Consider the following 22941-nt stretch of genomic DNA (forward strand, 5'->3'; position numbering starts at 1 on the left):
AGGCCTGCTGGGCCATGTATTTGGCGTGAAACTGAGGGACACGCCATGAAAATCGCCTTTCAAATGGACCCGATCGGGGCCGTGGACATCAACGCCGACAGCTCATTCCGGCTGGCGGAAGAGGCGCAGGCGCGCGGGCATTCGTTGTTTTTCTACGGGCCGGATCAACTGGCGTATCAGGAAGGCCGCATCACGGCGCGAGGTCATGACATGACGGTGCAGCGCATCGCCGGCGATCCGGCGGTTCTTGGACCGGAACGCGAGGTGGATCTGGCAGAATTCGATGTGGTCTGGTTGCGGCAGGACCCTCCTTTTGACATGCATTACATCACGTCCACGCATTTGTTGGATCGTCTCAAGGGTCAGACGCTGGTGGTCAATGACCCGTTCTGGGTACGCAACTACCCCGAAAAGCTGCTGGTGCTGGATTTCGCTGATCTGACACCGCCGACAACCATTGCGCGTGATCTGCAAACGATCAAAGCGTTCAAGGAAAAGCACGGCGATATCATCCTTAAGCCGCTCTATGGCAATGGCGGCGCAGGCGTTTTCCGACTGGATGCCAATGATCGCAACCTAACATCTCTGCACGAGCTGTTCACCGGGTTCTCGCGTGAGCCTCTGATTGTGCAGAAATTCCTGCCTGACGTCAGCAATGGCGACAAGCGGGTGATTTTGGTCGATGGTGAGCCCGTTGGCGCGATCAACCGGGTTCCTGCTGCTGGCGAGACACGATCGAACATGCATGTGGGTGGGCGTCCGGAAAAGATCGGTCTGTCAGAGCGAGATCTTGAGATTTGCGCGGCCATCGGCCCCCTGCTGAAAGAAAAAGGTCAGATCTTTGTCGGGATCGACGTGATTGGCGACTATCTGACCGAGATCAACGTGACCTCACCCACCGGCATTCAGGAGCTTGAGCGCTTTGACGGCGTCAACATTGCCGAAAAAATATGGCAGGCTATCGAAGCCAAGATCTAAGCCATGACCCGGGCGCTGATGCGAAAGCTCAGCGCCTCGGCTACGTGCGATCTGTGGACGTTTGCGGATCCCTCCAGATCAGCGATAGTGCGCGCCACGCGCAGGATGCGGTGAAACGCGCGCGCGGACAGGCCAAACCGGTCTGCCGCTTTCAGCAACAGCTCTTTGCCTTCCGCATCAGGTGTTGCGATCTCTTCCAGAATCTTCCCTTCTGCATCCGCGTTTTGGCGCAAATGTGGGGTGTCTTGAAACCGATTTGCCTGAATGGCGCGGGCATTTTCGACCCGTTCAGCGACCGTGGCAGTGCTGTCGCCAGACGGCGGCAAGTCGAGATCGGTGAATTCCACCGGCGGTACTTCGATCCTCAGGTCGAACCTGTCCATCAACGGCCCTGAGATGCGGTTCAGATAGTCCTCGCCACAGCCCGGTGCGCGTGAGCAGGCGCGAGAGGGATCTGTCAGGTAGCCGCATTTGCAGGGGTTTGCTGCGGCCACAAGCATAAAACGGCAGGGATATTTTACGTGGGCATTGGCACGCGCCACCATAACTTCGCCGGTTTCGATGGGCTGGCGCAAGGTTTCCAGAACAGTGCGCGGAAACTCAGGAAATTCATCCATGAACAAAACGCCGTTATGAGCCAGCGAAATCTCACCGGGTTTCGCTCCCTTGCCGCCCCCGACAATGGCGGCCATCGAGGCCGTATGGTGGGGCTCGCGAAACGGGCGCGTGCGATTGATGCCGCCTTCGTCCAGCAAACCGCACAAGGACTGGATCATCGAGGTTTCCAAAGCTTCAACTGCGGTCAGGGGGGGCAAGATGCCGGGAAGCCGCGCGGCCAGCATGGATTTTCCCGATCCCGGCGTTCCGATCATGATCAGATGGTGACGCCCCGCTGCAGCGATTTCCAGGGCGCGTTTGGCGCGTTCCTGCCCTTTTACGTCGCGCAGGTCTCGCGCACTGGGCGTCAGGTTCACTTCGCCGGGCTGGGCGGCTGGCAGGGGGGATTGGCCCGAGAAATGGCGCACAACATCGCCCAGAGACCCCGCGCCGATCACCTGGGTTGCGTCGACCCACGCCGCCTCGGCGCTGGAGGCGCGGGGGCATAGCAACATGCGATCATCTGATGCCGCCGTCATCGCCGCGGGCAGCGCTCCGACCACCGGGACCAGAGATCCGTCGAGTGAAAGCTCTCCCAAAGCTACGGTGCTTTCTGCGGCATCGGCTGGAATGATCTCTAAGGCCGACAGTAGTGCGACTGCGATGGGCAGATCGAAGTGACTGCCTTCTTTTGGCAGATCAGCGGGGGACAGGTTGATTGTAATCCGCTTTGAGGGCAAGGCGATGGCCATCGCGCTCAGTGCGCTGCGGACCCGGTCGCGCGCTTCTGATACCGCCTTGTCCGGCAGGCCCACGATGGAAAAGGCGGGCAAGCCGGGCGATACAGCGCATTGCACTTCGACTGGGCGGGCTTCGACCCCTTGAAAGGCGACGGTATGGGCACGGGCAACCATGGCAGTCCTGATATTGGTTAACAGGACGTTGCTGCCATGATTGGGGTTTAAGAGTCGTTAACGGCCGCAAGCAAAGCGGTAAATTTGGGCCACGCGCCGGGGTCAGCCACGGTTTTGTCGCGGCAGAACGGATTGCAGAACCCCCAGCGCTGGCCATCCAATTCCAGAAAATCAGCAACCGGTTTGCCGGAGTATGGGCAAGCCTCGTTGACGGAAGGACCGCCTGACACCGGTTTGGCGTTCGAGTCCCCGCCGACCGGCCAAGGCATCGACGGCAGCTCCTGCGGATACGGGAATGGGTCGTATCGAACTGTCATGCCCATTGCGCGCCATTGTCTGACGGCTGGATCCGACAGGAGGTCCAAACAATAGGTCCGATTCGCCTCGGACACGGGCAGCCCATAGCCGATGATTCGCGCGGCAACCGGCGTATAGAATACATCTGCCAGAGAATATGCGCCAAACAACGGGCCTTCTTCCGCGCCAGAAATGCGCCGCGCGTGCGCCCAGAGTGTCTCGATCCGTTCAAGATCGGCCAAAGTCTGGGGGGGCGGGGCAAACCCTTGCCACACTTGCTGTAATTGCATCGGGCATTGGCCGCGCAGCGCGCTGAAACCGGCGACCATTTCGGCGCTGAGCCAGCGCGCGGTGGCTCGTGCTGCAGGATCAGACGGCCACAGCCCGGCTTCCGGGTGACGCTCGGCCAGCGTTTCGGCCATGGCCAGGCTTTCTCCCACAACCGTTCCCTCTGGCAGGCGCAAGGCGGGAACCAGACGGGCCGGGGCCAGCGGTTCCATGTCTTGTTTCATGCTGCCCGAGTACAGGCCGATCATGTGGCTGCGATAAGGCAGATTGAATTTCTCGAGCATCAACCAGCCGCGCATGGACCAACTGGAGAAGAGGCGGTCACCGATATACAAATCATAAGTCATGCGTGAACGATGCCGCAGGCGGGTTGCTCAGTAAAACAGTGATTTGTGCGGGGTCAGTTCACGGAAGGTGATTGATCTTGCCGACCGACAATGAGTTGGCACTTAAGGTAATGTCTGTGACAGACAGATTGTCGATCCGGTGCGAAAAGGTCTGCTGCCCATCCAGATCCAAAGCGCGCTGCACTTGCGTGAGGATCACACCGAAATGCGCGACGATCACCAGGTCGCGCCCCGTGTGCTGAGCCACAAGCGCGTCGATCGCGGCATCGACCCGGGTGCGGACGTCGTTCCAGCTTTCGCCCTGCGGCGGGCGGACATCGCCGGGATTATCCCAATATGCGAAGGCCAGTTCAGGGTCTTCTGCTTCGATATCTGCGAATCCGCGTAATTCCCAGCTGCCAAAATTGATTTCCCGAAGGTCCGGATTGTGAGGCAGCCGATGGCGCGGGCCCTGAATGGCTGATGCTGTGTCGACGGCGCGGGACAGGTCGGACGAGATCACCAACGCTTCGGATGGCAAGTAATCGTTCAGCCGCCTCAGGGCTTCCGTATCGCTCAGGTCCGCAGGCAGATCAGACCAGCCCACCATGGTTTTTGCATGTGTCGGCCCGTGACGGACAAGATGCAGGCGCGTCATGGCAATTGGCCTTTCAAAACAGACGGTAATCCGGCTGTCACCTGTACGACCAGATCCGCCTGAGCAGCGAGCGCGATGTTCAGTCGCCCCTGCGCCTCGCGAAACTGGCGGGCCAGGGCGTTGTCCGGGACGATACCGTGGCCTACCTCGTTCGAGACAATCACAACCTGGGCTGGGCAGGCGTTCAGGGCATCCAGCAGGTTAGTCTGTGCCGCGTCCAGATCGGATTCTGCCAGAAGATGGTTGCTTAGCCACATGGTGGCACAGTCGATCAGGCAAATCTGATCGTGCGGCAAGCCGGCCAGAACCGGCCCCAGATCAAGAGGCTCTTCAACTGTGGTCCAGCCGTCGCCACGCTGTAAAAGATGGCGCTTAACTTTTTGGCGCATCTCGTCATCAAACACTTGTGATGTCGCAAGGTAACTCCGATTTTTCCCCGTTGAAACAATAAGTTCTTCGGCAAAGGCCGACTTGCCCGAGGCAGCCCCCCCAAGAACCAAGGTTAAATCCGACGACACAATTCTTACCTTTAGATGATCCACATAGTGCTGTTTTGCGTATCGGTCATAGGTCGGCAAAGCAAGCCCGGCCAGCACCTGCAAAACAGGGGAGAGGTTTATGGCACTGGATAACGCGACAGACTTTTCGATGTCCCGGCAAGCGATGAAGGCTGAGCTGCTGGATGCGGAAACCGAACTAAAGCTGGCTTACGCGTGGCGCGATGAGCGTGATGAACAAGCCCTGCATCGGTTGATAACCGCATATATGCGGCTGGCGATTTCGATGGCTGCCAAGTTCAAACGCTACGGCGCGCCGATGAATGACCTCATCCAAGAGGCCGGGTTGGGACTTATGAAGGCTGCTGACAAGTTCGATCCTGATCGCGGCGTGCGCTTTTCGACATATGCCGTATGGTGGATCAAAGCGAGCATTCAGGACTATGTGATGCGCAATTGGTCCATGGTTCGGACAGGGTCCACATCAGCCCAAAAGTCTTTGTTTTTCAATATGCGGCGGGTGCAGGCCCGGTTGGAGCGCGAGGCGGCGACCGAAGGTCTGGAGTTGGATCGCCACCAGCTGCATCAGATGATTGCCACCGAAATTGGCGTTCCCCTGCGCGATGTTGAAATGATGGAGGGGCGTCTTTCAGGTTCCGATTTTTCGCTGAACGCCGTGCAGTCTGCGGACGAAGACGGGCGCGAGTGGATCGATGCGTTAGAGGACGATCGCGAACAGGCTGCGGAAGCTGTGGAACACAGCCATGACACCGCGCAACTGCGCGAGTGGCTGCTGACCGCGATGAACGCGCTGAACGATCGCGAACGGTTCATCGTGCGCGAGCGCAAGTTGCGAGAGCCTGCAAGGACGCTGGAAAGCCTTGGCGATGAACTGGGTTTGTCCAAAGAGCGTGTGCGCCAGCTAGAGGCTGCGGCCTTTTCAAAAATGCGTAAGAACCTTGAAGCTCAGTCGCGCGAGGTGCAACACTTCATTGCATGACAAAGTTTGCGATTCTTGTGTGTGTTCTGGGCTTTATGATCGCCGCAGCGCGATCTGGGGCGGCAGAGGATTTACTCACCGACGACGTATTGGCCGCGATGCGGGGTGCCGATGTTTTGATCCTGGGCGAGGTGCATGACAACCCCGCTCACCACTCTATTCAGGCCGAAGCGCTGTCCGCTTTTTCACCTTCGGCCGTTGTATGGGAGATGGTCACTGAAGAAGGTGCGCAGCGGTTGGCGCAAAAGGCAGCGTCGGACCCGGAAGAGTTGGGCCGTATCCTGAAATGGGCTGAAAGCGGATGGCCTCCGCTCAGCATGTATTATCCTGTTTTCCAAGCCTCAACTGCGCCCGTGTATGGGGCCATGGTGCCAAGGACTGCCGCACGCGCTGCGATGGAACGCGGGGCGGCCACCGCTTTGGGCGCGGATGCGGCGCGATTTGGTTTGACGGTTCCTTTGCCACCCGATGAACAGGCAGCGCGAGAGGCGGATCAACTGGCCGCTCATTGCGACGCGTTGCCTGCTGAAATGCTTCCTCAGATGGTTGCAATTCAACGCTTGCGTGACGCGGTGCTTGCCCGCGCAGTGGTGCGTGCGATGGAGGAAACCGGAGGCCCGGTTGCGGTGATTACCGGCAATGGCCATGCGCGCAGGGACCGCGGAATTCCGACCTATATTGCGCGCCTTCAGCCGGGGTGGAAGGTTGTTGCAGTCGGACAATCCGAGGATGGGATTATCAACGGTGACTTCGACGTCGTGATCGACAGCCCAACAGTAGAGCGCGAAGATCCCTGTGCAGCGTTCCAAGTGCAAAATTAATCGCTGGTACTCGTTGCTGGCCTTGCCTAATGTCAGGACCGACCGGCACAGGAAGGGCTGAACATGCTGTCATCCAAGCGTATTTTGCTGATCATTGGCGGGGGGATCGCGGCCTTTAAATCGTTGGACTTGATCCGCAGGCTGCGCGAGCGTGGAGCAGCTGTGACACCCGTTCTGACCCGCGCAGCGGAAGAGTTCGTAACACCATTATCCGTGTCCGCGCTTGCGGGCGAAAAGGTATACCGCGATCTGTTCGACCTGACCGACGAGGCTGAGATGGGGCATATTCAGCTGTCACGCTCAGCCGATTTGATCGTCGTGGCCCCTGCAACGGCAGACCTGATGGGCAAGATGGCAGGTGGTCTGGCCAATGATTTGGCGTCGACCCTTTTGATGGCGACGGACACGCCCGTTCTGTGCGCGCCTGCGATGAATGTACGGATGTGGGACCACCCGGCAACGCAACGCAATCTGAAGCAGCTTCAGGCTGACGGGGTACACTTTGTTGGACCGAACGAAGGTGATATGGCCTGTGGCGAATACGGTCCGGGTCGCATGTCCGAACCTTTGGAGATCGTTGCGGCAGTAGAGGCGCAACTGACTGCCGGACCTTTGGCCGGTAAACGCGTGCTGGTGACTTCCGGCCCGACGCATGAGCCGATAGATCCGGTGCGCTATATCGCGAACCGGTCGTCCGGGGCGCAGGGTTCCGCCGTGGCACAGGCGCTGGCGGATTTGGGGGCCGAGGTGATCTTTGTCACTGGTCCCGCAGATGTACCGCCCCCCGCGGGTGTTGAGGTCGTACCGGTCGAGACGGCGCAACAGATGTCTGACGCGGTCGATGCCGCTCTGCCCGTCGATGCGGGTGTGTTCGCGGCGGCAGTGGCGGATTGGCGTGTGGCCAGCGCGTCGGACAAGAAACTGAAGAAAAGCCGGGATGGCCTGCCGGTTCTGGAATTTGCCGAAAACCCGGACATTCTGAAACGTGTATCCCAGATGGATGTGGGCCGCCCGCCGCTGGTGGTGGGCTTTGCCGCAGAGACGGATAACGTGATCGAACACGCTACCGCCAAACGCAGCCGCAAAGGCTGCGATTGGATCGTTGCGAACGATGTCAGCCCTGCAACCGGCATTATGGGCGGGTCCGAGAATGCGGTCATTCTGATCTCGGACAGTGGGGCCGAGGAATGGCCGCGCTTGGGCAAGGACGAAGTTGCCCGGCGTCTGGCGGCAAAGATCGCGGACGCATTGGCAGGCTGAAGGAAAGGCAAAGGCATGGTTGAAATTCGAGTGATCCGCGAAGACGGTGCAGACCCCGCCGTCGCGCTTCCGTCTTATGAAACAGCTGGTGCCGCCGGGGCGGATGTGCGCGCCAACCTGTCAGATTGCACCCCTATTGTGTTGGAACCCGGGCAACGCGCCCTCGTGCCGACCGGCCTGCGCATCGAAATTCCGCAAGGATACGAGGTTCAGGTCCGTCCCCGCTCGGGCCTTGCGCTGAAACACGGGATTACACTGCCTAACACACCGGGTACCATTGACAGTGACTATCGGGGGCCGCTGGGCGTAATCGTGATGAACGCAGGTCAGGACCGCTTCGAAATTGCCCATGGTGAGCGTATTGCGCAACTGGTGGTCGCGCCTGTCGTGCAGGCCACATTCGAACTGGCTGAGGAACTGGGCGAAACCGGTCGCGGGTCCGGCGGCTTTGGCTCAACCGGGCGCGGCTGATGCTGCTGGTTTTTGTTCTGGCCGCAGGGCTCTGGGGTGTTGGTTACATAGCTGGCACGTCGAAAAAAGCACGCGTGGTTTCGGTGAGCGTGTTGTTGGTGGGGGTCATTCTTTCTCATCTGATCTTGCCGGATGGTCACCCTCTTCGAGAAGCAACTGGCGGGTCCGCGGCACTGTGGCTGATCCTTATGGGTTTCGCCGCAATGGTTTTACTGTATGGCAGGGGCCTGAAAGCCCTGCGAAATCGTGCAGAGTCCGTTGCAGATCAGGAACCTGCCATGCCCACCGACCGATTTACCGAGACCGAGCTGGACCGCTATGCCCGTCACATCGTTTTGCGCGAATTGGGCGGTCCGGGGCAGAAAAAGTTGAAAAAAGCGCGGGTTCTTGTGATTGGCGCGGGTGGTTTGGGCGCCCCGGCTTTGCAATATCTGGCTGCAGCGGGTGTGGGCACAATCGGTGTCATAGATGATGACGTTGTCGAAAACGCCAACCTGCAGCGGCAGGTCATTCACCGGGACGCAGATATCGGGATGCCCAAGGTTTTCTCGGCGCAGCAGGCGATGGAGGCGCAGAACCCGAACGTGGTGGTTCTGCCCTATCATCGCCGGTTGAGCGATGAGATCGCGGCCGATCTGTTTGCCGATTTCGATCTGATCCTTGACGGAACCGATAATTTCGATACGCGCTATCTGGCCAACCGCACGGCCGTCGCGCTGGGCAGGCCGCTGATCTCGGGGGCTTTGTCGCAGTGGGAGGGGCAGCTGAGTGTGTTCGACCCGGCCAATGGCAGCCCTTGCTATCAGTGCATATTCCCTGAAGCCCCGGCCCCTGGTCTGGCCCCGTCATGTTCCGAGGCCGGGGTGATCGGCCCGTTGCCCGGCGTTGTTGGGTCGATGATGGCGGTCGAGGCGATCAAGGTGATCACCGGCGCAGGCATAGCGCTGCGTGGCGAGATGCTGATCTATGACGCGCTGTACGGCGAAAGCCGAAAAATCACGCTGACCCGTCGCGCCGATTGCCCTGTCTGCGGCACCGCGAACGATTAACCTTTCTTTACGCAAGCTGTGGGTTCTGGAACACCCGGCCTTGGCGACTTAGCTATAGGGTCAAAGGAGATCCGAATGACCAACCCGATCCTGTCCAGCTGGACCACCCCGTTTGAAATTGCCCCCTTTGCCGAAATCTCGGACGATGATTTCGCCCCGGCGCTGGATCAGGCGATGACGGCGCATAACGATCAGATTACCGCGATTGCCGAGAATTCTGACGCTCCGACCTTTGCCAATACGATTGAGGCTTTGGAGGCTGCGGGCGAGCAGTTGGACAAGGTTCTGTCGGTCTTTTTCACGGTTGCAGGGGCAGACAGCAATCCCAGACGGGAAGAGTTGCAGCGAGAGTTCTCCCCCAAGCTGTCGGCACATTTTTCCGGCATTTCCTCGAACAAGGCGCTGTTCAAACGCGTGGCCGATCTATGGGCGCGGCGCGATGATCTGAACTTGACAGAAGAACAGGCGCGTGTGCTGATGTTGACCCATCGCGGTTTCGTGCGTGCTGGCGCAGCACTGGCAGGGGAAGACGATACCCGGATGCAAGAGATCAAGTCGCGCCTCGCCTCTTTGGGGACGTCCTTTACTCAAAACCTGTTGGCAGATGAGCGGGACTGGTTCATGGACCTGACCGAAGAGGGTCTGCAGGGCCTGCCGGATTTTGTCGTGGTTGCAGCCCGCGCTGCGGGGCGAGAGAAAGAGGCGCAAGGACCGGTAGTGACCTTGTCGCGGTCGTTGATTGTGCCGTTCCTGCAATTCTCACCCCGTCGGGACCTGCGCGAAAAAGCCTATCGCGCCTGGGCCGCGCGCGGGGCCAATGGCGGCGACACCGACAATCGCGAAATTGCGGCCGAGATTTTAGGTTTGCGTGAAGAACGCGCCAAGCTGCTGGGCTATGACAGTTTCGCCGACTACAAGCTGGAAACCGAAATGGCCCGCACACCGGATCGCGTGCGTGAGCTGTTGATGCAGGTGTGGGAACCGGCCAAGTCCCGCGCCGATGCAGACGCCGAGATCCTGACGCAGATGATGCAGGAAGACGGTATCAACGGTCCGCTGGAAGCCTGGGACTGGCGCTACTACGCCGAAAAGCGGCGCAAGGCGGAACACGATCTGGATGAGGCGGCCCTGAAACCCTTTCTGCAACTGGACCGTATGATCGAGGCGTCTTTTGCCTGCGCAAATCGCCTGTTCGGACTGGAATTCGCACCGCTGGACGTTCCGCTCTATCACCCGGATTGCAGGGCCTGGGAAGTCACGCGCAATGGGGAACATATTGCCGTTTTCATCGGTGACTACTTTGCACGGGGATCGAAGCGGTCTGGCGCGTGGTGCAGCGCCATGCGGGCGCAAGCGAAGTTCCCCAAAGATCAGGCGCCGGTTGTGATCAATGTTTGCAACTTTGCCAAGGGCGATCCGGCGCTACTGTCTTATGACGACGCGCGGACATTGTTCCACGAGTTCGGCCATGCCCTGCATCAGATGCTGTCGAATGTGACTTATGAAAGCATCTCGGGCACCTCGGTCGCGCGTGATTTCGTAGAACTGCCCAGCCAGCTTTACGAACACTGGTTGGAAGTACCCGAAGTCCTGGCCGAGTTTGCGACACATGCCGAAACGGGCGAGCCGATGCCGCAGGAGATGCTGCAGAAGGTGTTGAAGGCTGCCAATTTCGATCAAGGGTTCCAGACGGTGGAATATGTTGCTTCAGCGCTCGTTGATCTGGCCTTCCATGATGGCGATGCCCCGGCGGATCCGATGGCAAAACAGGCCGAGGTTCTGGCGGACCTGGGGATGCCGCATGCTATCGGGATGCGCCACGCCACGCCCCATTTTGCCCATGTCTTTGCAGGCGATGGCTATAGCTCGGGCTATTACAGCTACATGTGGTCCGAGGTGATGGATGCCGACGCCTTCGCCGCCTTTGAAGAGGCGGGCGGTGCCTTTGATCCCGAACGCGCCAAGGCGCTGGAAGACAACATCCTGTCCACTGGGGGCTCGCGAGAGGCGGAAGACCTGTATCTGGCGTTCCGGGGTCGATTGCCGGGCGTGGACGCCCTGTTGAAAGGCCGCGGATTGATCGCGGCCTGAATTCAGTAGCCCAGAGTGCGATCTACGAGGTGCACAAAGGGCTCTCCGGCCTCACCGCGCCGGATATTCTCGCAAATGACCTGCGCGGCTGTGACCGGGCGGGTTTCTGACGCGATATGCGGGGTGACGGTGACATTCGGGTGCGCCCAATAGGGGTGATCGGCGGGCAAGGGCTCGACGCGAAATACATCCAGTGTTGCGTGACCCACCTGACCAGAGTTCAGCGCATCCAGCAGCGCGTCATCATCAACGAGCGGGCCGCGACCCGGATTAATGATCCGCGCGCCCTTAGGCAGCAAGGCCAGGGTTTCGGCATTCAGCGCATTTTCTGTGGCAGGCGTATCAGGCAGCAACAGAACCACGATTTCAGCCGTAGCCAGAGCATCGCGCAGCCCGTCGGGACCGTACACACAAGTCACGCCTGGAATGTCTTTGGCGGTGCGGCTCCAACCGGTGACTTGGAAGTTCAGCGCTGTCAGGGCCCGGGCTGCGGCCTCACCCAACGTACCCAGTCCCAAAATACAGAGGTTGCGCTCTTGGGCCAAAGGTGGGGCCTCGGGAGCCCAGACGCCATCCTGAACGGTAATGTGCTGGTCCATGCCCAAATGATAGCGCAGCACGTGGCCCACCACCCATTCTGTCATACCCTGCGTCAGCCCGTGATCCACCATCCGTGCCAATGGGACAATCAGCGTTTCATTATCCGCAATCTTCTCGACGCCAGCCCAAAGGCTCAGCACCGCTTTCAGTCGCGTAAACGGGGTGAAATCCTGCAGGCCACCATTCGGAGCATAGACGACATAGTCGACCTGATCCGGCTCAAACTCGGTGCTCAGCTTTGCGTCGACGTTTGCCTCTGCCAGGTATTGAGTCAGCAGCGGTTCATACACGGGCCAAAGCGCTGGGCGTGCGGAAAACAGGACGTTTGCGGGCATCGATGGCCTTTCAGATCAGCGAGGGCGGTGAATATGTGCGCTTTGAACGATGCCAAACGCGGCCATCAGAACCAGCATGGCCGAACCGCCATAGCTGACCATTGGCAGCGGCACGCCAACGACCGGGGCCATGCCCATCACCATCGACATGTTGACGGCAAAGAACAGGAAAAAGTTCAGCGCGATCCCCATCGTGACCAGTGAAGAAAACCGGTCCTTGGTCGCAAGCGCAGTTACCATGCAGAACACAAGGATCAGCGCGTACAGGATCAACAGGGTGATGCCGCCGACAAAGCCGAACTCTTCCGCCAAGGTCGTGAAAATAAAGTCGGTATGTTTTTCAGGCAGGAAGTTTAACCGCGACTGTGTCCCTTGCATGAACCCACGCCCATTCCAGCCTCCAGATCCAAGGGCGATCTTGGATTGAGTGATGTGGTACCCGGCACCTAGTGGATCGGTCGAAGGGTCCAGAAAGGTGTCAATCCGGCGGAACTGATAGTCCTTGAGCAATTGCCACTCGGTCCCTCGGCTGTTGAATACAGTGGCGATCAAGCCAACAACTGCCGCGATGACGGCCGCAAAATACGCCCAGTGCACCCCCGCCAGAAACATCAGCCCGCCACCCGCGGCCAGAAGAAGGATTGATGTGCCAAGGTCGGGTTGCTTCAGGACCAGAAGGGTTGGCAGGATGATCAGCGCCACCGGGATAAAAACCCACAGCGGTCGGGATGTCTTGTGGGATGGCAGCCAGTCGTAGTAGGCCGCAAGAACCATGACCAGCGCAACCTTCATGACTTCTGAGGGTTGCAGGCGCATGAAACCAAGGTCGATCCAGCGCTGCGCGCCCATACCGATGGTGCCGAACAGTTCAACAAACACCAGCAACGCGACCGAGCCCAGATAGGCCAGAACGGACATGTTGCGCCAGAACCAGATCGGTACCAATGCAATGATGAACATCGCAGTCAGGCCAAGCCCGAACCGTTCCATCTGTGGCTCGGCCCAGGGCGTCCATGATCCACCGGCAACCGAATACAACATCAGGAATCCAGCGCTGGCCGTGCTGATCAGCAGCAGGGTCAGCGGCCAGTTCATGTACAGGAATTTACGAAATCCCGACGGTGTGGATTTGACCGCGTACTCAAGATAGCTCATGCACGGTCCTTTCCGTCAGGACGCGCTTTGGGGCGACGGTCGCCTTCGAGCCGTTTTTGCTGTTTCTTGATACGTTCGCGATCCGCAACCGGGTAAGCGTCAAGCGGTGGGGTACCATTGTAGAGCGCTTGAAGCATGATATCCCGCGCGACTGGGGCTGCGGCCTTGGACCCTCCGCCACCATGCTCGACCACGACGGCAATCGCGTATTTGGGTTTGTCATAGGGAGCAAAACTGACGAACAACGCGTGGTCGCGGCGTTCCCAGGGCAAGTCTTCGTTTCGGATCACGCCTGCTGCGCGTTCGGCCTTGGTAATGTTTCGTACCTGGCTGGTGCCGGTTTTGCCTGCCATGCGGAAATCATCCGCTATGATGCGGCTTCGATAAGCCGTGCCACGTCGATCGTTTGAAACGGCCCACATCGCCTCGCGGATGTATTTGAGATTGGCGGGACTGATCTCAAGCGGTTCCCCTGCACCGCTGGGTTGTTCAACCCCGTTGATCGACCGCACCAGACGAGGCGAAACCGCACGACCAGTGGCGATCCGCGCGGTCATAACGGCCAATTGCATGGGCGAGGCCAACATAAAGCCTTGTCCTATGGACGCGTTGGCCGTGTCGCCGATAAGCCATTCTTCGCCGTGGATCCTTTGTTTCCACTCCTGATTGGGCGCCAATCCGGCGCGCACAGCGGACATGGGGATGTCGTGCTTGATGCCCAGTCCAAGCGTGTTGGCCATCTCGGAGATTCGGTCGATGCCGACCTTTATCGCCACATCGTAATAATACACGTCGCAACTGCGTTTCAGCGAAGTGTTGAGGTCCACCATGCCATGACCACCGCGCTTCCAGCAGTGGAAGCGGCGGCTGCCGACTTTCAGATGACCGGGGCAGTAAACGGTGTTTCCGGGCCCAACCACGCCAGCCTCAAGGGCGGCCAACGCGGTGACCATTTTAAAGGTCGAACCCGGAGGGTAAGTGCCCTGGACTGTCTTGTTTGCCAGCGGGCGGTACTTGTCTTGCGTCAGCATTCGGTAATCTGCGACCGAGATACCGCGCACAAACAGGTTGGGATCGAAGCTGGGGGCCGAGGCCATTGCGCGCAGATCACCGGTTTCGCAATCGATTACGACGGCAGCGGCGCTTTCGCCGGCCAACCGGGCCTGTGCGTATTGTTGCAGGTCCGCATCGACAGACAGCTGCAAGTCAGCTCCGGGCTGGCCTTCCTGTCGGTCCAGCTCGCGCATGACGCGACCGGTTGCGTTGACTTCGACACGCTTGGCACCGGCTTTGCCGCGCAGCGAGATTTCCTGTTTTGCCTCCAGGCCCACTTTGCCGATCTGAAACCGGGGGATTCGCAGAACGGGTTCAGGGTCTTCGATCTGGCTGAGGTCGTAGTCACTGACAGGCCCTACGTAGCCGACGATATGAGCAAAATCCTCATAGCGTGGATATTGCCGTGTCAGACCCACTTCGGGTGTGACACCCGGCAGGGCAGGGGCATTGACGGCAACTTTCGAAATGTCCTCCCACGTGACCTGATCGGCCAGCGTGACCGGAAGGAATGGGGCCGAACGGCGCATCTCGGTCTGCGCGCGCTCTATTTCATCATCATTCAAAGGAATCAGTTCCGACAATTTGCGGATCACCTGATCCACATCACCGGCGTCTTCCGGCACAATGACGATGCGGTATGAGGGCGAGTTCTGGCCAATGATCTGGCCGTTCCGGTCATAGATCCGCCCGCGGTTTGGGGGGATAAGGCGGATATTGATACGATTTTCTTCTGCTAAAAGGCGGTATTCGTCTGCCTGGTCCACCTGCATGAATCGCATGCGCGCTGCAAGTCCACCAATGAAGGCCGCTTGCAGGCCGCCCAGCAACAGCGCCCGCCGCGGCAAACGTTTGTAGGCCAGGCCCTGGGATTTCGGCTTGTGCGGTTTCATGCCCGACCTCCCACCGTACCGGTATCCGACGCTGACATGCGACGGACCCCAAACACGCCTTGGCTCAGCGCTACAATGACCGGGTAGAAGGCAACAGTCAGCAAGAGTTGGATCATGACGGGCCCAAGCGCGGCTTGTTGTACCGACAGGATCGAAAGAGCGACCCTGTTTACAAGAAAGACACCCGCAATAACCACGCCAACTGACATCCATTCTCCGACAAAACCGGAATCTTTCATACCCGGTGCCGCTGAGCGTAGATACGCCAGTCCAAAAACGACCAGCGCCGCCAAAAGGCCCGGTGGGCGTTGCAAAAGAAGGTCTGCCATCAGCATAACGGCAGCAACAAGCAAGGTCGGAACATAATCGGGGCGACGTAGCACCCAAGCAAAGGTCAGGGCGATCAGAACGTCGGGAAAGGGCCAGCGATCTGGTTGGGCGTCCAGCGGCAACAAATGCAGGAACAGTACAACAAAAGCCAGCACTGTGTAGAGACCACGCATCGCCCAGTTATGTGAGGCGGATTTATCCATCGCTCAGCTCTTCAGGCGACAGGGCGGCTTCGGGCCGGGTTCGGCCGACTATACCGCCGGGGTCCCGAATGATCGGGGCCGAGTTGAAGCGTAGAACGCGCAGAAACTCCAGCCGCTCGAAGTCTGCGGACAGGCGTACGCGTAACCGGCCGCCGGGGTCCACCGCGATTTGGCCAATCAACAAACCAGCCGGAAATACACCGCCATCGCCCGATGTAATTACGCGGTCGCCAGGGCGGACCAGTTCGCGGCTTTCAAGGAATTCGACAACCGGTGCCGACGTGTTGTCCCCTTTGATCAAAGCTGTCTGGCCCGATGGTTGGATGGTTGCGGGAATAGCGCTTGTGGCATCCGTTACCAGAATGACGCGGGCTGTATCGGGACCAACACCCGAGATCCGTCCGACAAGGCCGATGCCGTCCATCGTGGCCCATCCATCGACGATGCCGTCACGCTCGCCGACATTCAGCAGAACCGACTGCCGGAAAGGCGAGCCACTGTCGGCCATCACAACACCGGTGATATAAGTCAGGCGCGGATCAAGACGTACGTTGTTCAGGTCCAACAACCGCGCGTTTTCCTGCTCCAGCTGCAATGCCGCTTCTTTCCAGGCGCGCATCAGGCGCAGTTCGCTGCGCAGTTCGCGATTTTGCTCGCTCAGGCGCTGATAGCTTTGGAAGTCACGAACAAGATTGACAGTGGCAGTCACAGGCACCATGGCCCATTCCATCGAGGGAACAACTGCATCCACCACTTGCGCGCGAAACCGTTCCACGCGCGGGCTGTCGATGCGCCAGATCAGGAAGATTCCCAACAGACAAAGGATCACGATCCCCAGCAACAAGCGACGCAAGGGGGTTGTGTAGTCATCGCGCTGTGATCGGTCTTTTGCCACAGGTTACCTTCCCGTGCTGCTCGTGCCGAATTCAGACTGCCCCTAAAAGGTGCGCGCCTCAGCTCTCGTAGTCAATCGCGTGGCGCAGCTGTTTTTCATATTCTAGCGCTTTGCCTGTTCCCAAAGCCACACAATTCAGGCTTTCGTCGGCAATCGACACGGCCAGACCAGTCTGTTCGCGCAGGGCCAGATCCAGATCACCCAGCAGCGCTCCGCCGCCAGTCAGCATCACACCCCGATCCACAATATCCGCCGCCAGATCGGGCGGAGTGGTTTCCAGAGCGGTCATAACCGCCTCGCAAATCTGCTGGACGGGTTCTGAGAGTGCTTCGGCCACCTGAGCCTGACTGATCTCGATTTCCTTGGGAACACCATTCAGCAGGTCGCGCCCTCGGATGTGCATCGACTGGCCACGGCCATCATCGGGCATACGGGCGGTGCCGATGGTGGTCTTGATACGCTCAGCCGTGGATTCCCCAACCAACAGGTTCTGTTGGCGACGCAAGTACGAGATGATGGCTTCGTCCATGCGGTCGCCACCCACGCGAACCGAGCGGGCGTACACGATGTCGCCCAGCGACAGAACCGCAACTTCGGTTGTACCGCCGCCAATGTCGACGACCATGTTGCCGGTCGGGTCGGTGATCGGCATCCCGGCGCCAATCGCGGCTGCAATCGGTTCGGCGATCAGGCCCGCGCGCCGTGCGCCTGCGGACAGAACCGACTGACGGATCGCGCGTTTTTCTACCGGCGTCGCGCCGTGGGGTACGCAGACAATGATTTTGGGTTTCGAGAAGGTCGAGCGCTTGTGCACCTTGCGGATGAAGTGCTTAATCATCTCTTCCGCCGTGTCGAAATCCGCGATCACACCTTCACGCATCGGGCGGATGGCTTCGATTGAACCGGGCGTCCGGCCCAGCATCAGCTTGGCGTCTTCGCCAACAGCAAGAACCTTTTTCACACCGTCCTTGACGTGATAGGCAACCACCGAGGGTTCAGACAGGATGACACCGCGCCCCTTGACGTAAACCAGCGTGTTTGCTGTTCCAAGGTCGATAGCCATGTCCGCTGTGAACAGGCCGCCCAGATTGCCAAAGATCCCCATGTTTCCCCTGATCCTGTATGTCGGTTTTTCTACTGCCCGCGACTCGACGGTTCCGGGACGGATGACTTATAGGGTGCCATCACGCCCGGTAAAAGGGCTGATTCCGCGACAATCAGCACCTTTCCGCCTTATTGATTGGGACTTTAGAAGGCAAAATGCTCTCTTATCAACACATTTACCACGCCGGTAATCTGGCTGATGTCCAAAAGCACGCATTGTTGGCCTGGGTGCTGAATTATCTGACACGCAAGGACAAGCCGCTCAGCTATATCGAAACGCATTCGGGACGAGGGTTATACAAGCTGGATGCGGAGGAGGCCGTTCGCACCGGAGAGGCCGCAGCGGGGATTCAGCGGGCGCAGCAAGAAGGGTGGTTCGGACCTGATCATCCGATGGCGCAAGTTTTGGAAAGCGTTCAAAACCGTCACGGCACTGCCTCCTATCCGGGCTCACCCCTTGTTGCGGCCAATCTGCTGCGGGATCAGGACAGCTTGCATTTTGCGGAACTTCACCCACAAGAACATGCCGCTCTGGCCTTGGCCATGTCGCCCTACGGGGCCAGGGTTTACCAGCAAGACGGTTTTGCGCTGGCGCAATCCTTGCTGCCACCCACACCTCGCAGGGGTATGCTGCTGATCGACCCGAGCTATGAGGTGAAAGCCGATTATGACCGCCTGCCCGGTATCATCGCCAAGCTGCACCGCAAATGGAATGTCGGGGTCATAGCGTTGTGGTATCCCATCCTCTCAGACAAGCGTCACCAGGCCATGATCCGTGCTTTGAAGTCGCAAAACTTGCCCAAAGCTGTCTGTCACGAGGTGACGTTCCCTCCGGTTCGTGAAGGCCATCGGATGATCGGTTCCGGCATGTTCATCATCAACGCCCCGTTTGGCATCGATGACGAAATGAAGCGTCTGTCCGCCTTGTTTGACCAGCTTTGAACAGAAGGTAGGTGAAACCCACCAATACACCCGCCTCGTTTGCCAGCATCAAAGATGCCGTCAAACAAGTTGGGCCCGGCAGCGCGCCATAAGCGCGCTGCCGGGCCCAAAACCCAAGAAGGGACGGCGAAGCCGGGCCGCCGCGGGTGCGGGAGCCCTTGGGCCGTTCAGGTCAGGTCTTTGTAACTGATCTCGCGCGTGTCCACGCCGGGGCCGGTTTTTTCACGGCGCACAATCAAACGGTTCAGCGCGTGGATATAGGCTTTGGCAGAGGCCACAACCGTATCCGTATTCGCAGATTGACCGGTTGCGATCATGCCGTCCTCGCTGAGGCGAACAGACACTGTGGCCTGCGCGTCGGTGCCTTCGGTGACAGCGTGAACCTGATACAGCTGCAAACGGGCCGTGTTGGGATAGATGGCCCGGATCGCTTTGAAGGTCGCGTCCACCGGTCCGTCGCCATGTTCAGTGGCGATAATGTCCTTGCCATCCATTTCCAGCTCGACCGTGGATTCTGCCTGACCACCCGTGCCGCAGGTCACTTTCATCGAGACAAGCTGCAGATAGTCATCATGCTCATCCATGGTCATGAGCGCGATCAGGTCGTCGTCAAACACCTCTTTCTTGCGGTCAGCCAGATCCTTGAACCGCACGAAAATGTCGCGCAACTGGTTGTCACCGACCTCAAAACCCAAAGTCTCAAGCTTGTCGCGCAGCGCCGCGCGGCCTGAGTGTTTGCCCAGCGGCAGAGAAGTACCGGACAGGCCAATGTCCTCGGGGCGCATGATCTCGAAGTTTTCGCGGTTCTTGAGCATCCCGTCCTGATGGATGCCGCTTTCATGGGCAAAGGCGTTCTTGCCGACGATGGCCTTGTTGAACTGCACGTTAAAGCCCGACACCGTCGCCACCCTGCGTGAGATGTGCATGATCTTGGTGGTGTCGATACCCGTGTGCCACGGCATGATGTCGTTACGTGTGCGCAGCGCCATCACGACTTCTTCCAGCGCGGTGTTGCCTGCGCGTTCACCCAGCCCGTTGATCGTGCATTCGATCTGGCGCGCGCCGCCTGCTACGGCCGCCAGCGAGTTCGCGGTCGCCATGCCCAGGTCGTTGTGGCAATGGGTGGCAAAGATCACTTCATCCGCGCCTGGAACCGTTTCGATCAGGCGCTTGATCAGGTCGGCGCTTTCGACAGGCGCAGTGTATCCCACGGTGTCAGGGATGTTGATCGTGGTTGCCCCGGCCTTGATCGCAATCTCGATTACGCGGCACAGATAGTCCCACTCGGTCCGCGTCGCATCCATCGGCGACCACTGAACGTTCTCGCACAGATTACGCGCATGGCTGACCGTTTCGTGGATCTTGTCGGCCATCTCATCCATGGTCAGGTTCGGAATGGCGCGGTGCAGCGGAGAGGTGCCGATAAAGGTGTGAATCCGGTTCTGTTCGGCGTGCTTCACGGCCTCCCAACAGCGGTCAATGTCGGCGAAGTTAGCGCGCGCCAGACCGCAGATGCGGCTTTTTTTAGAACGTTGCGCTATCTCGGAAACGGCCTTGAAGTCGCCTTCGGATGCGATCGGAAAACCGGCTTCGATGATGTCGACGCCCATCTCGTCCAGCAGCTCGGCAATCTCCAGCTTTTCGTCATGGGTCATGGTCGCGCCGGGGCTCTGCTCGCCGTCGCGCAAAGTGGTATCGAAGATCAAGACGCGGTCTTGGTCGGTCACGTTGGTCATGGGAATCTCTTTCTTGTCTGTCCTAAAGCCTTCTTGGCGCGCGGGCGTCCTCCTCTGAGCGGGCGCGCCGGATGGCACGCTCAGAGGCGGATTAGGATCAGTAGGCCACGCAGAGACGCACCGCGCTGGGCGGTGTCGGCACAAAAGATATCTGCATGGTTGATCATGGGATTGAGGTTATACAGAGCCCGCCGGGAATGAAAAGACCAATTTGCGCCCTTAAGGTCACGTGCGGGCTTTCTAATTCCAGACCAACTTGATTGTGTCTTCCGCGCAGCTAGCTGGATGCGAATGAAAACAGCATTGATCATCGGAGCCTCGGGCGGAATTGGCGCAGCCGTGCGCACGGAATTGGAAACGCAAGGGGTCTCGGTGACGGGCCTGTCGCGGTCATTGGACGGGTTCGACCTAACCGACCCCGACCGTGCGTTGCAGATCATTGACGGGCTGTCACATCCCTTTGACTTGATACTGGTCGCGTCCGGCGCGTTGGAGATCGAAGGGGCCGCACCGGAAAAGACAATTCGTGCTGTTTCAGCCAAGGCGATGATGGATCAATTTGCGCTCAACGCGGTAGGTCCGGCTTTGGTGCTGAGCCGGGCGCACAGACTTTTGCCGCGCAAAGAGCGGTCGGTTTTTGCGGTTCTCTCGGCGCGCGTGGGGTCCATCGGGGACAATCGGATGGGGGGCTGGATCAGCTACCGGGCCGCCAAGGCTGCGGTCAATCAGGTTGTCCATACCTCGGCCATTGAACTATCACGAACGCATAAACAAGCGATTTGTGTCGCCTTGCATCCGGGAACCGTGAAAACTGCGTTTACGCGGAAGTATCTGAACCGGCACCCCGCAGTAGAGCCTGAGGACGCTGCCCAAAACCTGATATCCGTGATCAATGGGCTGACACCAGAGGATACCGGCGGGTTCTTTGATTGGGCCGGAAAACCCGTTCCTTGGTGAGGGTTTACCCGTCGGACGCCTCCGGCTCTTCGGCCTGATCATCCGGCGCAGGTTGTGGATCGGGGGTGTCGGACTCGCTTTGCTGGTCAGAGGCCCGGCCCGGCAAAACTCCGTTTTCCCAAATGCCGGTTTCTTCCTGCCCGTTGGCATAGCGCATCGTTCCGCTGCCCTGCCGCTTGTTGTCGACAAAGTTGCCTTCGTACACGTCGCCGTTCGAATAGGTGGCGACGCCTACGCCTTCGATCTTACCTTCGGACCAGTCGCCCACATATTTGAAACCGGCAGGCGTCACGATTTCCCCTTTACCATGCCGTTTTCCGTTCAGGAAATCACCGGTATAGATGGTTCCGTCGGAATAGGTTGCCTTGCCCTTGCCCTGGCGAACGCCATCGACCCAGTCTCCGTCATAGACCGACCCATCCGCGCGTGTCACAACACCCTTGCCATGGCTTTGCGCATTTTTGAACTGGCCCTTGTAGATCATACCGTTGGCATAAGTGGCCGTGCCCTGACCCTCGATCACTCCTGCAATCCAATCGCCTTCATAGGTTGATCCATCAGGATAGGTGATGCGGCCCGTACCTTCCGCCAGATCCGCAACAAAATCGCCGACATAGACCGATCCATCGGGATAAGTCAGTTCGCCCAGACCTTCGATCTGCCCCTGATTCCAATCGCCGGTGTACACAAAGCCGTCGGTGCCGGTGAACGTGCCCTTGCCCTGGCGACGATCATCGACAAAGTCACCTTCATACACGTCGCCTTGTGCATGGGTCACTTTACCTTTGCCTTGTCGGCGCCCTTCTACCAGCTCGCCTTCGTAGACGTCCCCATTGGCATAGGTCAGGCGCCCGGTGCCAGTGATCTGATCCTGCGCCCATTCACCGGCATAGATCATGCCGTCCGGCATGGTTTGCGTGCCAGTGCCGTCGCGCAATCCTGCACTGACGTCGCCTTCATACACGCTGCCATCCGCATAAGTGATCTTGGCCTTGCCTTGCCGCTGACCATCTACCCAGTCGCCATCGTAAACGTATCCGTCGGGAAAGGTCAGAACACCTTTGCCGTGCCGCTGGGCGTTCCTGAACTCGCCTTCATAGCGCGTGCCATTTGCAAATTCGGCAACACCCGTGCCGTTGATCGACCCGTTGGACCACTCACCGTCATAGCTGCTGCCATTGGCATAGACGATCTTGCCGCGCCCTTCAGGCTGGCCTTTGGCAAAACTGCCTTCATAGATCGACCCGTCCGGATAACGGGTCACGCCCTGGCCCTGAATCTCGCCCTCGACCCACTGGCCGGTGTATTCGAACCCGTTGGGCAGCCGGTACGTTCCCGTCCCGTGGCGCAACCCGTTTTCATAGGTACCCTCGTAAACGCCACCAACTTCGTCATCCTTGACGATGACAGTTCCGTCTTGTGCAAACGCCATCGCCGCGGCCAGACTCATCCCCGCTGCCAAAATCGAGTATCGTATTACGTTCATTTTTG

General features: G+C 59.0%; 21 protein-coding genes. 9 read left to right on the plus strand and 12 right to left on the minus strand.

Going from position 1 to position 22941, the window contains the following annotated elements:
• Positions 1-45: 45 nt before the first annotated feature.
• Positions 46-978, plus strand: coding sequence for a glutathione synthase (gshB, locus tag AC2FNU_RS08665; protein WP_496787224.1), 933 nt, complete (start codon positions 46-48; stop codon positions 976-978).
• Here gshB and AC2FNU_RS08670 read toward each other — a convergent pair.
• From AC2FNU_RS08670 to cobU, 4 genes are read right to left on the minus strand one after another with little or no spacing between them, the layout of a single operon-like run.
• Complete coding sequence (locus tag AC2FNU_RS08670; RefSeq protein ID WP_496787226.1) at positions 975-2489, minus strand: YifB family Mg chelatase-like AAA ATPase; 1515 nt, start codon at positions 2487-2489, stop codon at positions 975-977. The two genes, gshB and AC2FNU_RS08670, sit on opposite strands and share 4 nt — an antisense overlap.
• A 47-nt stretch (positions 2490-2536) precedes the next feature.
• On the minus strand, positions 2537-3421 hold the full coding sequence (locus AC2FNU_RS08675) for a glutathione S-transferase N-terminal domain-containing protein (protein ID WP_496787227.1): 885 nt from the start codon (positions 3419-3421) through the stop codon (positions 2537-2539).
• Positions 3422-3479: 58 nt separating this feature from the next.
• Positions 3480-4058 (minus strand): histidine phosphatase family protein, encoded by a 579-nt coding sequence (locus AC2FNU_RS08680; protein WP_496787229.1) that lies wholly within the window; start codon positions 4056-4058, stop codon positions 3480-3482.
• Entirely contained in the window at positions 4055-4576 is a 522-nt protein-coding gene (cobU, locus tag AC2FNU_RS08685) for a bifunctional adenosylcobinamide kinase/adenosylcobinamide-phosphate guanylyltransferase (RefSeq protein ID WP_496787230.1), read from the minus strand. Before cobU ends, AC2FNU_RS08680 begins: the two co-directional genes overlap by 4 nt.
• A gap of 100 nt (positions 4577-4676) precedes the next feature.
• On the opposite strand from cobU, the gene AC2FNU_RS08690 reads away from it, so the two are divergent.
• The 6 genes from AC2FNU_RS08690 (at position 4677) to AC2FNU_RS08715 (ending at position 11247) form a co-directional block, all read left to right on the plus strand.
• The gene (locus tag AC2FNU_RS08690) at positions 4677-5555 is read left to right on the plus strand and encodes an RNA polymerase factor sigma-32 (protein ID WP_496787232.1); all 879 of its coding nucleotides are present in this window, start codon (positions 4677-4679) and stop codon (positions 5553-5555) included.
• A complete protein-coding gene (locus AC2FNU_RS08695; protein WP_496787233.1) occupies positions 5552-6376 on the plus strand; it encodes a ChaN family lipoprotein in 825 nt (274 codons plus the stop codon). The genes AC2FNU_RS08690 and AC2FNU_RS08695 overlap by 4 nt, the downstream gene beginning before the upstream one ends.
• A 63-nt stretch (positions 6377-6439) precedes the next feature.
• Positions 6440-7636: a bifunctional phosphopantothenoylcysteine decarboxylase/phosphopantothenate--cysteine ligase CoaBC gene (coaBC, locus tag AC2FNU_RS08700; protein ID WP_496787234.1), complete on the plus strand. Its 1197-nt coding sequence runs from the start codon at positions 6440-6442 to the stop codon at positions 7634-7636.
• Positions 7637-7651: 15 nt separating this feature from the next.
• Entirely contained in the window at positions 7652-8107 is a 456-nt protein-coding gene (gene dut, locus AC2FNU_RS08705) for a dUTP diphosphatase (RefSeq protein ID WP_496787235.1), read from the plus strand.
• A complete protein-coding gene (locus AC2FNU_RS08710; RefSeq protein ID WP_496787237.1) occupies positions 8107-9156 on the plus strand; it encodes a HesA/MoeB/ThiF family protein in 1050 nt (349 codons plus the stop codon). Before dut ends, AC2FNU_RS08710 begins: the two co-directional genes overlap by 1 nt.
• A gap of 75 nt (positions 9157-9231) precedes the next feature.
• A complete protein-coding gene (locus AC2FNU_RS08715) occupies positions 9232-11247 on the plus strand; it encodes a M3 family metallopeptidase (protein ID WP_496787239.1) in 2016 nt (671 codons plus the stop codon).
• A gap of 2 nt (positions 11248-11249) precedes the next feature.
• Here AC2FNU_RS08715 and AC2FNU_RS08720 read toward each other — a convergent pair whose 3' ends face one another.
• Genes AC2FNU_RS08720 through AC2FNU_RS08745 form a run of 6 tightly spaced genes read right to left on the minus strand, consistent with a single transcriptional unit; the run spans position 11250 to position 17816 of the window.
• On the minus strand, positions 11250-12182 hold the full coding sequence (locus tag AC2FNU_RS08720; RefSeq protein WP_496787242.1) for a 2-hydroxyacid dehydrogenase: 933 nt from the start codon (positions 12180-12182) through the stop codon (positions 11250-11252).
• A gap of 15 nt (positions 12183-12197) precedes the next feature.
• Complete coding sequence (rodA, locus tag AC2FNU_RS08725; RefSeq protein WP_496787244.1) at positions 12198-13337, minus strand: rod shape-determining protein RodA; 1140 nt, start codon at positions 13335-13337, stop codon at positions 12198-12200.
• Positions 13334-15283 carry a penicillin-binding protein 2 gene (mrdA, locus tag AC2FNU_RS08730; RefSeq protein WP_496787245.1) on the minus strand — a complete coding sequence of 650 codons (1950 nt, stop codon included), beginning with the start codon at positions 15281-15283 and terminating at the stop codon, positions 13334-13336. The genes rodA and mrdA overlap by 4 nt, the downstream gene beginning before the upstream one ends.
• A complete protein-coding gene (locus AC2FNU_RS08735) occupies positions 15280-15816 on the minus strand; it encodes a rod shape-determining protein MreD (RefSeq protein ID WP_496787247.1) in 537 nt (178 codons plus the stop codon). Before AC2FNU_RS08735 ends, mrdA begins: the two co-directional genes overlap by 4 nt.
• Positions 15809-16711, minus strand: coding sequence for a rod shape-determining protein MreC (mreC, locus tag AC2FNU_RS08740; protein ID WP_496787251.1), 903 nt, complete (start codon positions 16709-16711; stop codon positions 15809-15811). Before mreC ends, AC2FNU_RS08735 begins: the two co-directional genes overlap by 8 nt.
• 58 nt (positions 16712-16769) lie before the next feature.
• Positions 16770-17816: a rod shape-determining protein gene (locus AC2FNU_RS08745; RefSeq protein ID WP_039523195.1), complete on the minus strand. Its 1047-nt coding sequence runs from the start codon at positions 17814-17816 to the stop codon at positions 16770-16772.
• Between the two features lie 155 nt (positions 17817-17971).
• On the opposite strand from AC2FNU_RS08745, the gene AC2FNU_RS08750 reads away from it, so the two are divergent.
• Positions 17972-18757, plus strand: a complete 786-nt coding sequence (locus AC2FNU_RS08750; protein WP_496787253.1) for a 23S rRNA (adenine(2030)-N(6))-methyltransferase RlmJ — start codon at positions 17972-17974, stop codon at positions 18755-18757.
• A 167-nt stretch (positions 18758-18924) separates the two neighbouring features.
• Here AC2FNU_RS08750 and AC2FNU_RS08755 read toward each other — a convergent pair whose 3' ends face one another.
• Positions 18925-20493 (minus strand): 2-isopropylmalate synthase, encoded by a 1569-nt coding sequence (locus tag AC2FNU_RS08755; RefSeq protein WP_496787256.1) that lies wholly within the window; start codon positions 20491-20493, stop codon positions 18925-18927.
• A gap of 291 nt (positions 20494-20784) precedes the next feature.
• Here AC2FNU_RS08755 and AC2FNU_RS08760 point away from each other — a divergent pair, with 291 nt between their 5' ends.
• Positions 20785-21450 (plus strand): SDR family NAD(P)-dependent oxidoreductase, encoded by a 666-nt coding sequence (locus AC2FNU_RS08760; RefSeq protein WP_496787260.1) that lies wholly within the window; start codon positions 20785-20787, stop codon positions 21448-21450.
• Between the two features lie 4 nt (positions 21451-21454).
• Here AC2FNU_RS08760 and AC2FNU_RS08765 read toward each other — a convergent pair whose 3' ends face one another.
• Complete coding sequence (locus AC2FNU_RS08765; protein ID WP_496787262.1) at positions 21455-22936, minus strand: MORN repeat-containing protein; 1482 nt, start codon at positions 22934-22936, stop codon at positions 21455-21457.
• Positions 22937-22941: the final 5 nt, after the last annotated feature.

Source organism: Ruegeria sp. BHSB064, from assembly GCF_059613205.1.

Excerpts from the sequence above, each read along its gene's own strand:
- AC2FNU_RS08760 (WP_496787260.1), top strand. The coding sequence starts at position 20,785 with ATGAAAACAGCATTGATCATCGGAGCCTCGGGCGGAATTGGCGCAGCC.
- AC2FNU_RS08745 (WP_039523195.1), bottom strand. The coding sequence starts at position 17,816 with ATGGGGATCTTTGGCAATCTGGGCGGCCTGTTCACAGCGGACATGGCT.
- AC2FNU_RS08720 (WP_496787242.1), bottom strand. The coding sequence starts at position 12,182 with ATGCCCGCAAACGTCCTGTTTTCCGCACGCCCAGCGCTTTGGCCCGTG.
- AC2FNU_RS08710 (WP_496787237.1), top strand. The coding sequence starts at position 8,107 with ATGCTGCTGGTTTTTGTTCTGGCCGCAGGGCTCTGGGGTGTTGGTTAC.
- AC2FNU_RS08750 (WP_496787253.1), top strand. The coding sequence starts at position 17,972 with ATGCTCTCTTATCAACACATTTACCACGCCGGTAATCTGGCTGATGTC.
- rodA (WP_496787244.1), bottom strand. The coding sequence starts at position 13,337 with ATGAGCTATCTTGAGTACGCGGTCAAATCCACACCGTCGGGATTTCGT.
- gshB (WP_496787224.1), top strand. The coding sequence starts at position 46 with ATGAAAATCGCCTTTCAAATGGACCCGATCGGGGCCGTGGACATCAAC.
- AC2FNU_RS08675 (WP_496787227.1), bottom strand. The coding sequence starts at position 3,421 with ATGACTTATGATTTGTATATCGGTGACCGCCTCTTCTCCAGTTGGTCC.
- mrdA (WP_496787245.1), bottom strand. The coding sequence starts at position 15,283 with ATGAAACCGCACAAGCCGAAATCCCAGGGCCTGGCCTACAAACGTTTG.
- AC2FNU_RS08690 (WP_496787232.1), top strand. The coding sequence starts at position 4,677 with ATGGCACTGGATAACGCGACAGACTTTTCGATGTCCCGGCAAGCGATG.
- AC2FNU_RS08735 (WP_496787247.1), bottom strand. The coding sequence starts at position 15,816 with ATGGATAAATCCGCCTCACATAACTGGGCGATGCGTGGTCTCTACACA.
- AC2FNU_RS08755 (WP_496787256.1), bottom strand. The coding sequence starts at position 20,493 with ATGACCAACGTGACCGACCAAGACCGCGTCTTGATCTTCGATACCACT.
- AC2FNU_RS08715 (WP_496787239.1), top strand. The coding sequence starts at position 9,232 with ATGACCAACCCGATCCTGTCCAGCTGGACCACCCCGTTTGAAATTGCC.
- AC2FNU_RS08680 (WP_496787229.1), bottom strand. The coding sequence starts at position 4,058 with ATGACGCGCCTGCATCTTGTCCGTCACGGGCCGACACATGCAAAAACC.
- AC2FNU_RS08765 (WP_496787262.1), bottom strand. The coding sequence starts at position 22,936 with ATGAACGTAATACGATACTCGATTTTGGCAGCGGGGATGAGTCTGGCC.
- coaBC (WP_496787234.1), top strand. The coding sequence starts at position 6,440 with ATGCTGTCATCCAAGCGTATTTTGCTGATCATTGGCGGGGGGATCGCG.
- AC2FNU_RS08670 (WP_496787226.1), bottom strand. The coding sequence starts at position 2,489 with ATGGTTGCCCGTGCCCATACCGTCGCCTTTCAAGGGGTCGAAGCCCGC.
- AC2FNU_RS08695 (WP_496787233.1), top strand. The coding sequence starts at position 5,552 with ATGACAAAGTTTGCGATTCTTGTGTGTGTTCTGGGCTTTATGATCGCC.
- dut (WP_496787235.1), top strand. The coding sequence starts at position 7,652 with ATGGTTGAAATTCGAGTGATCCGCGAAGACGGTGCAGACCCCGCCGTC.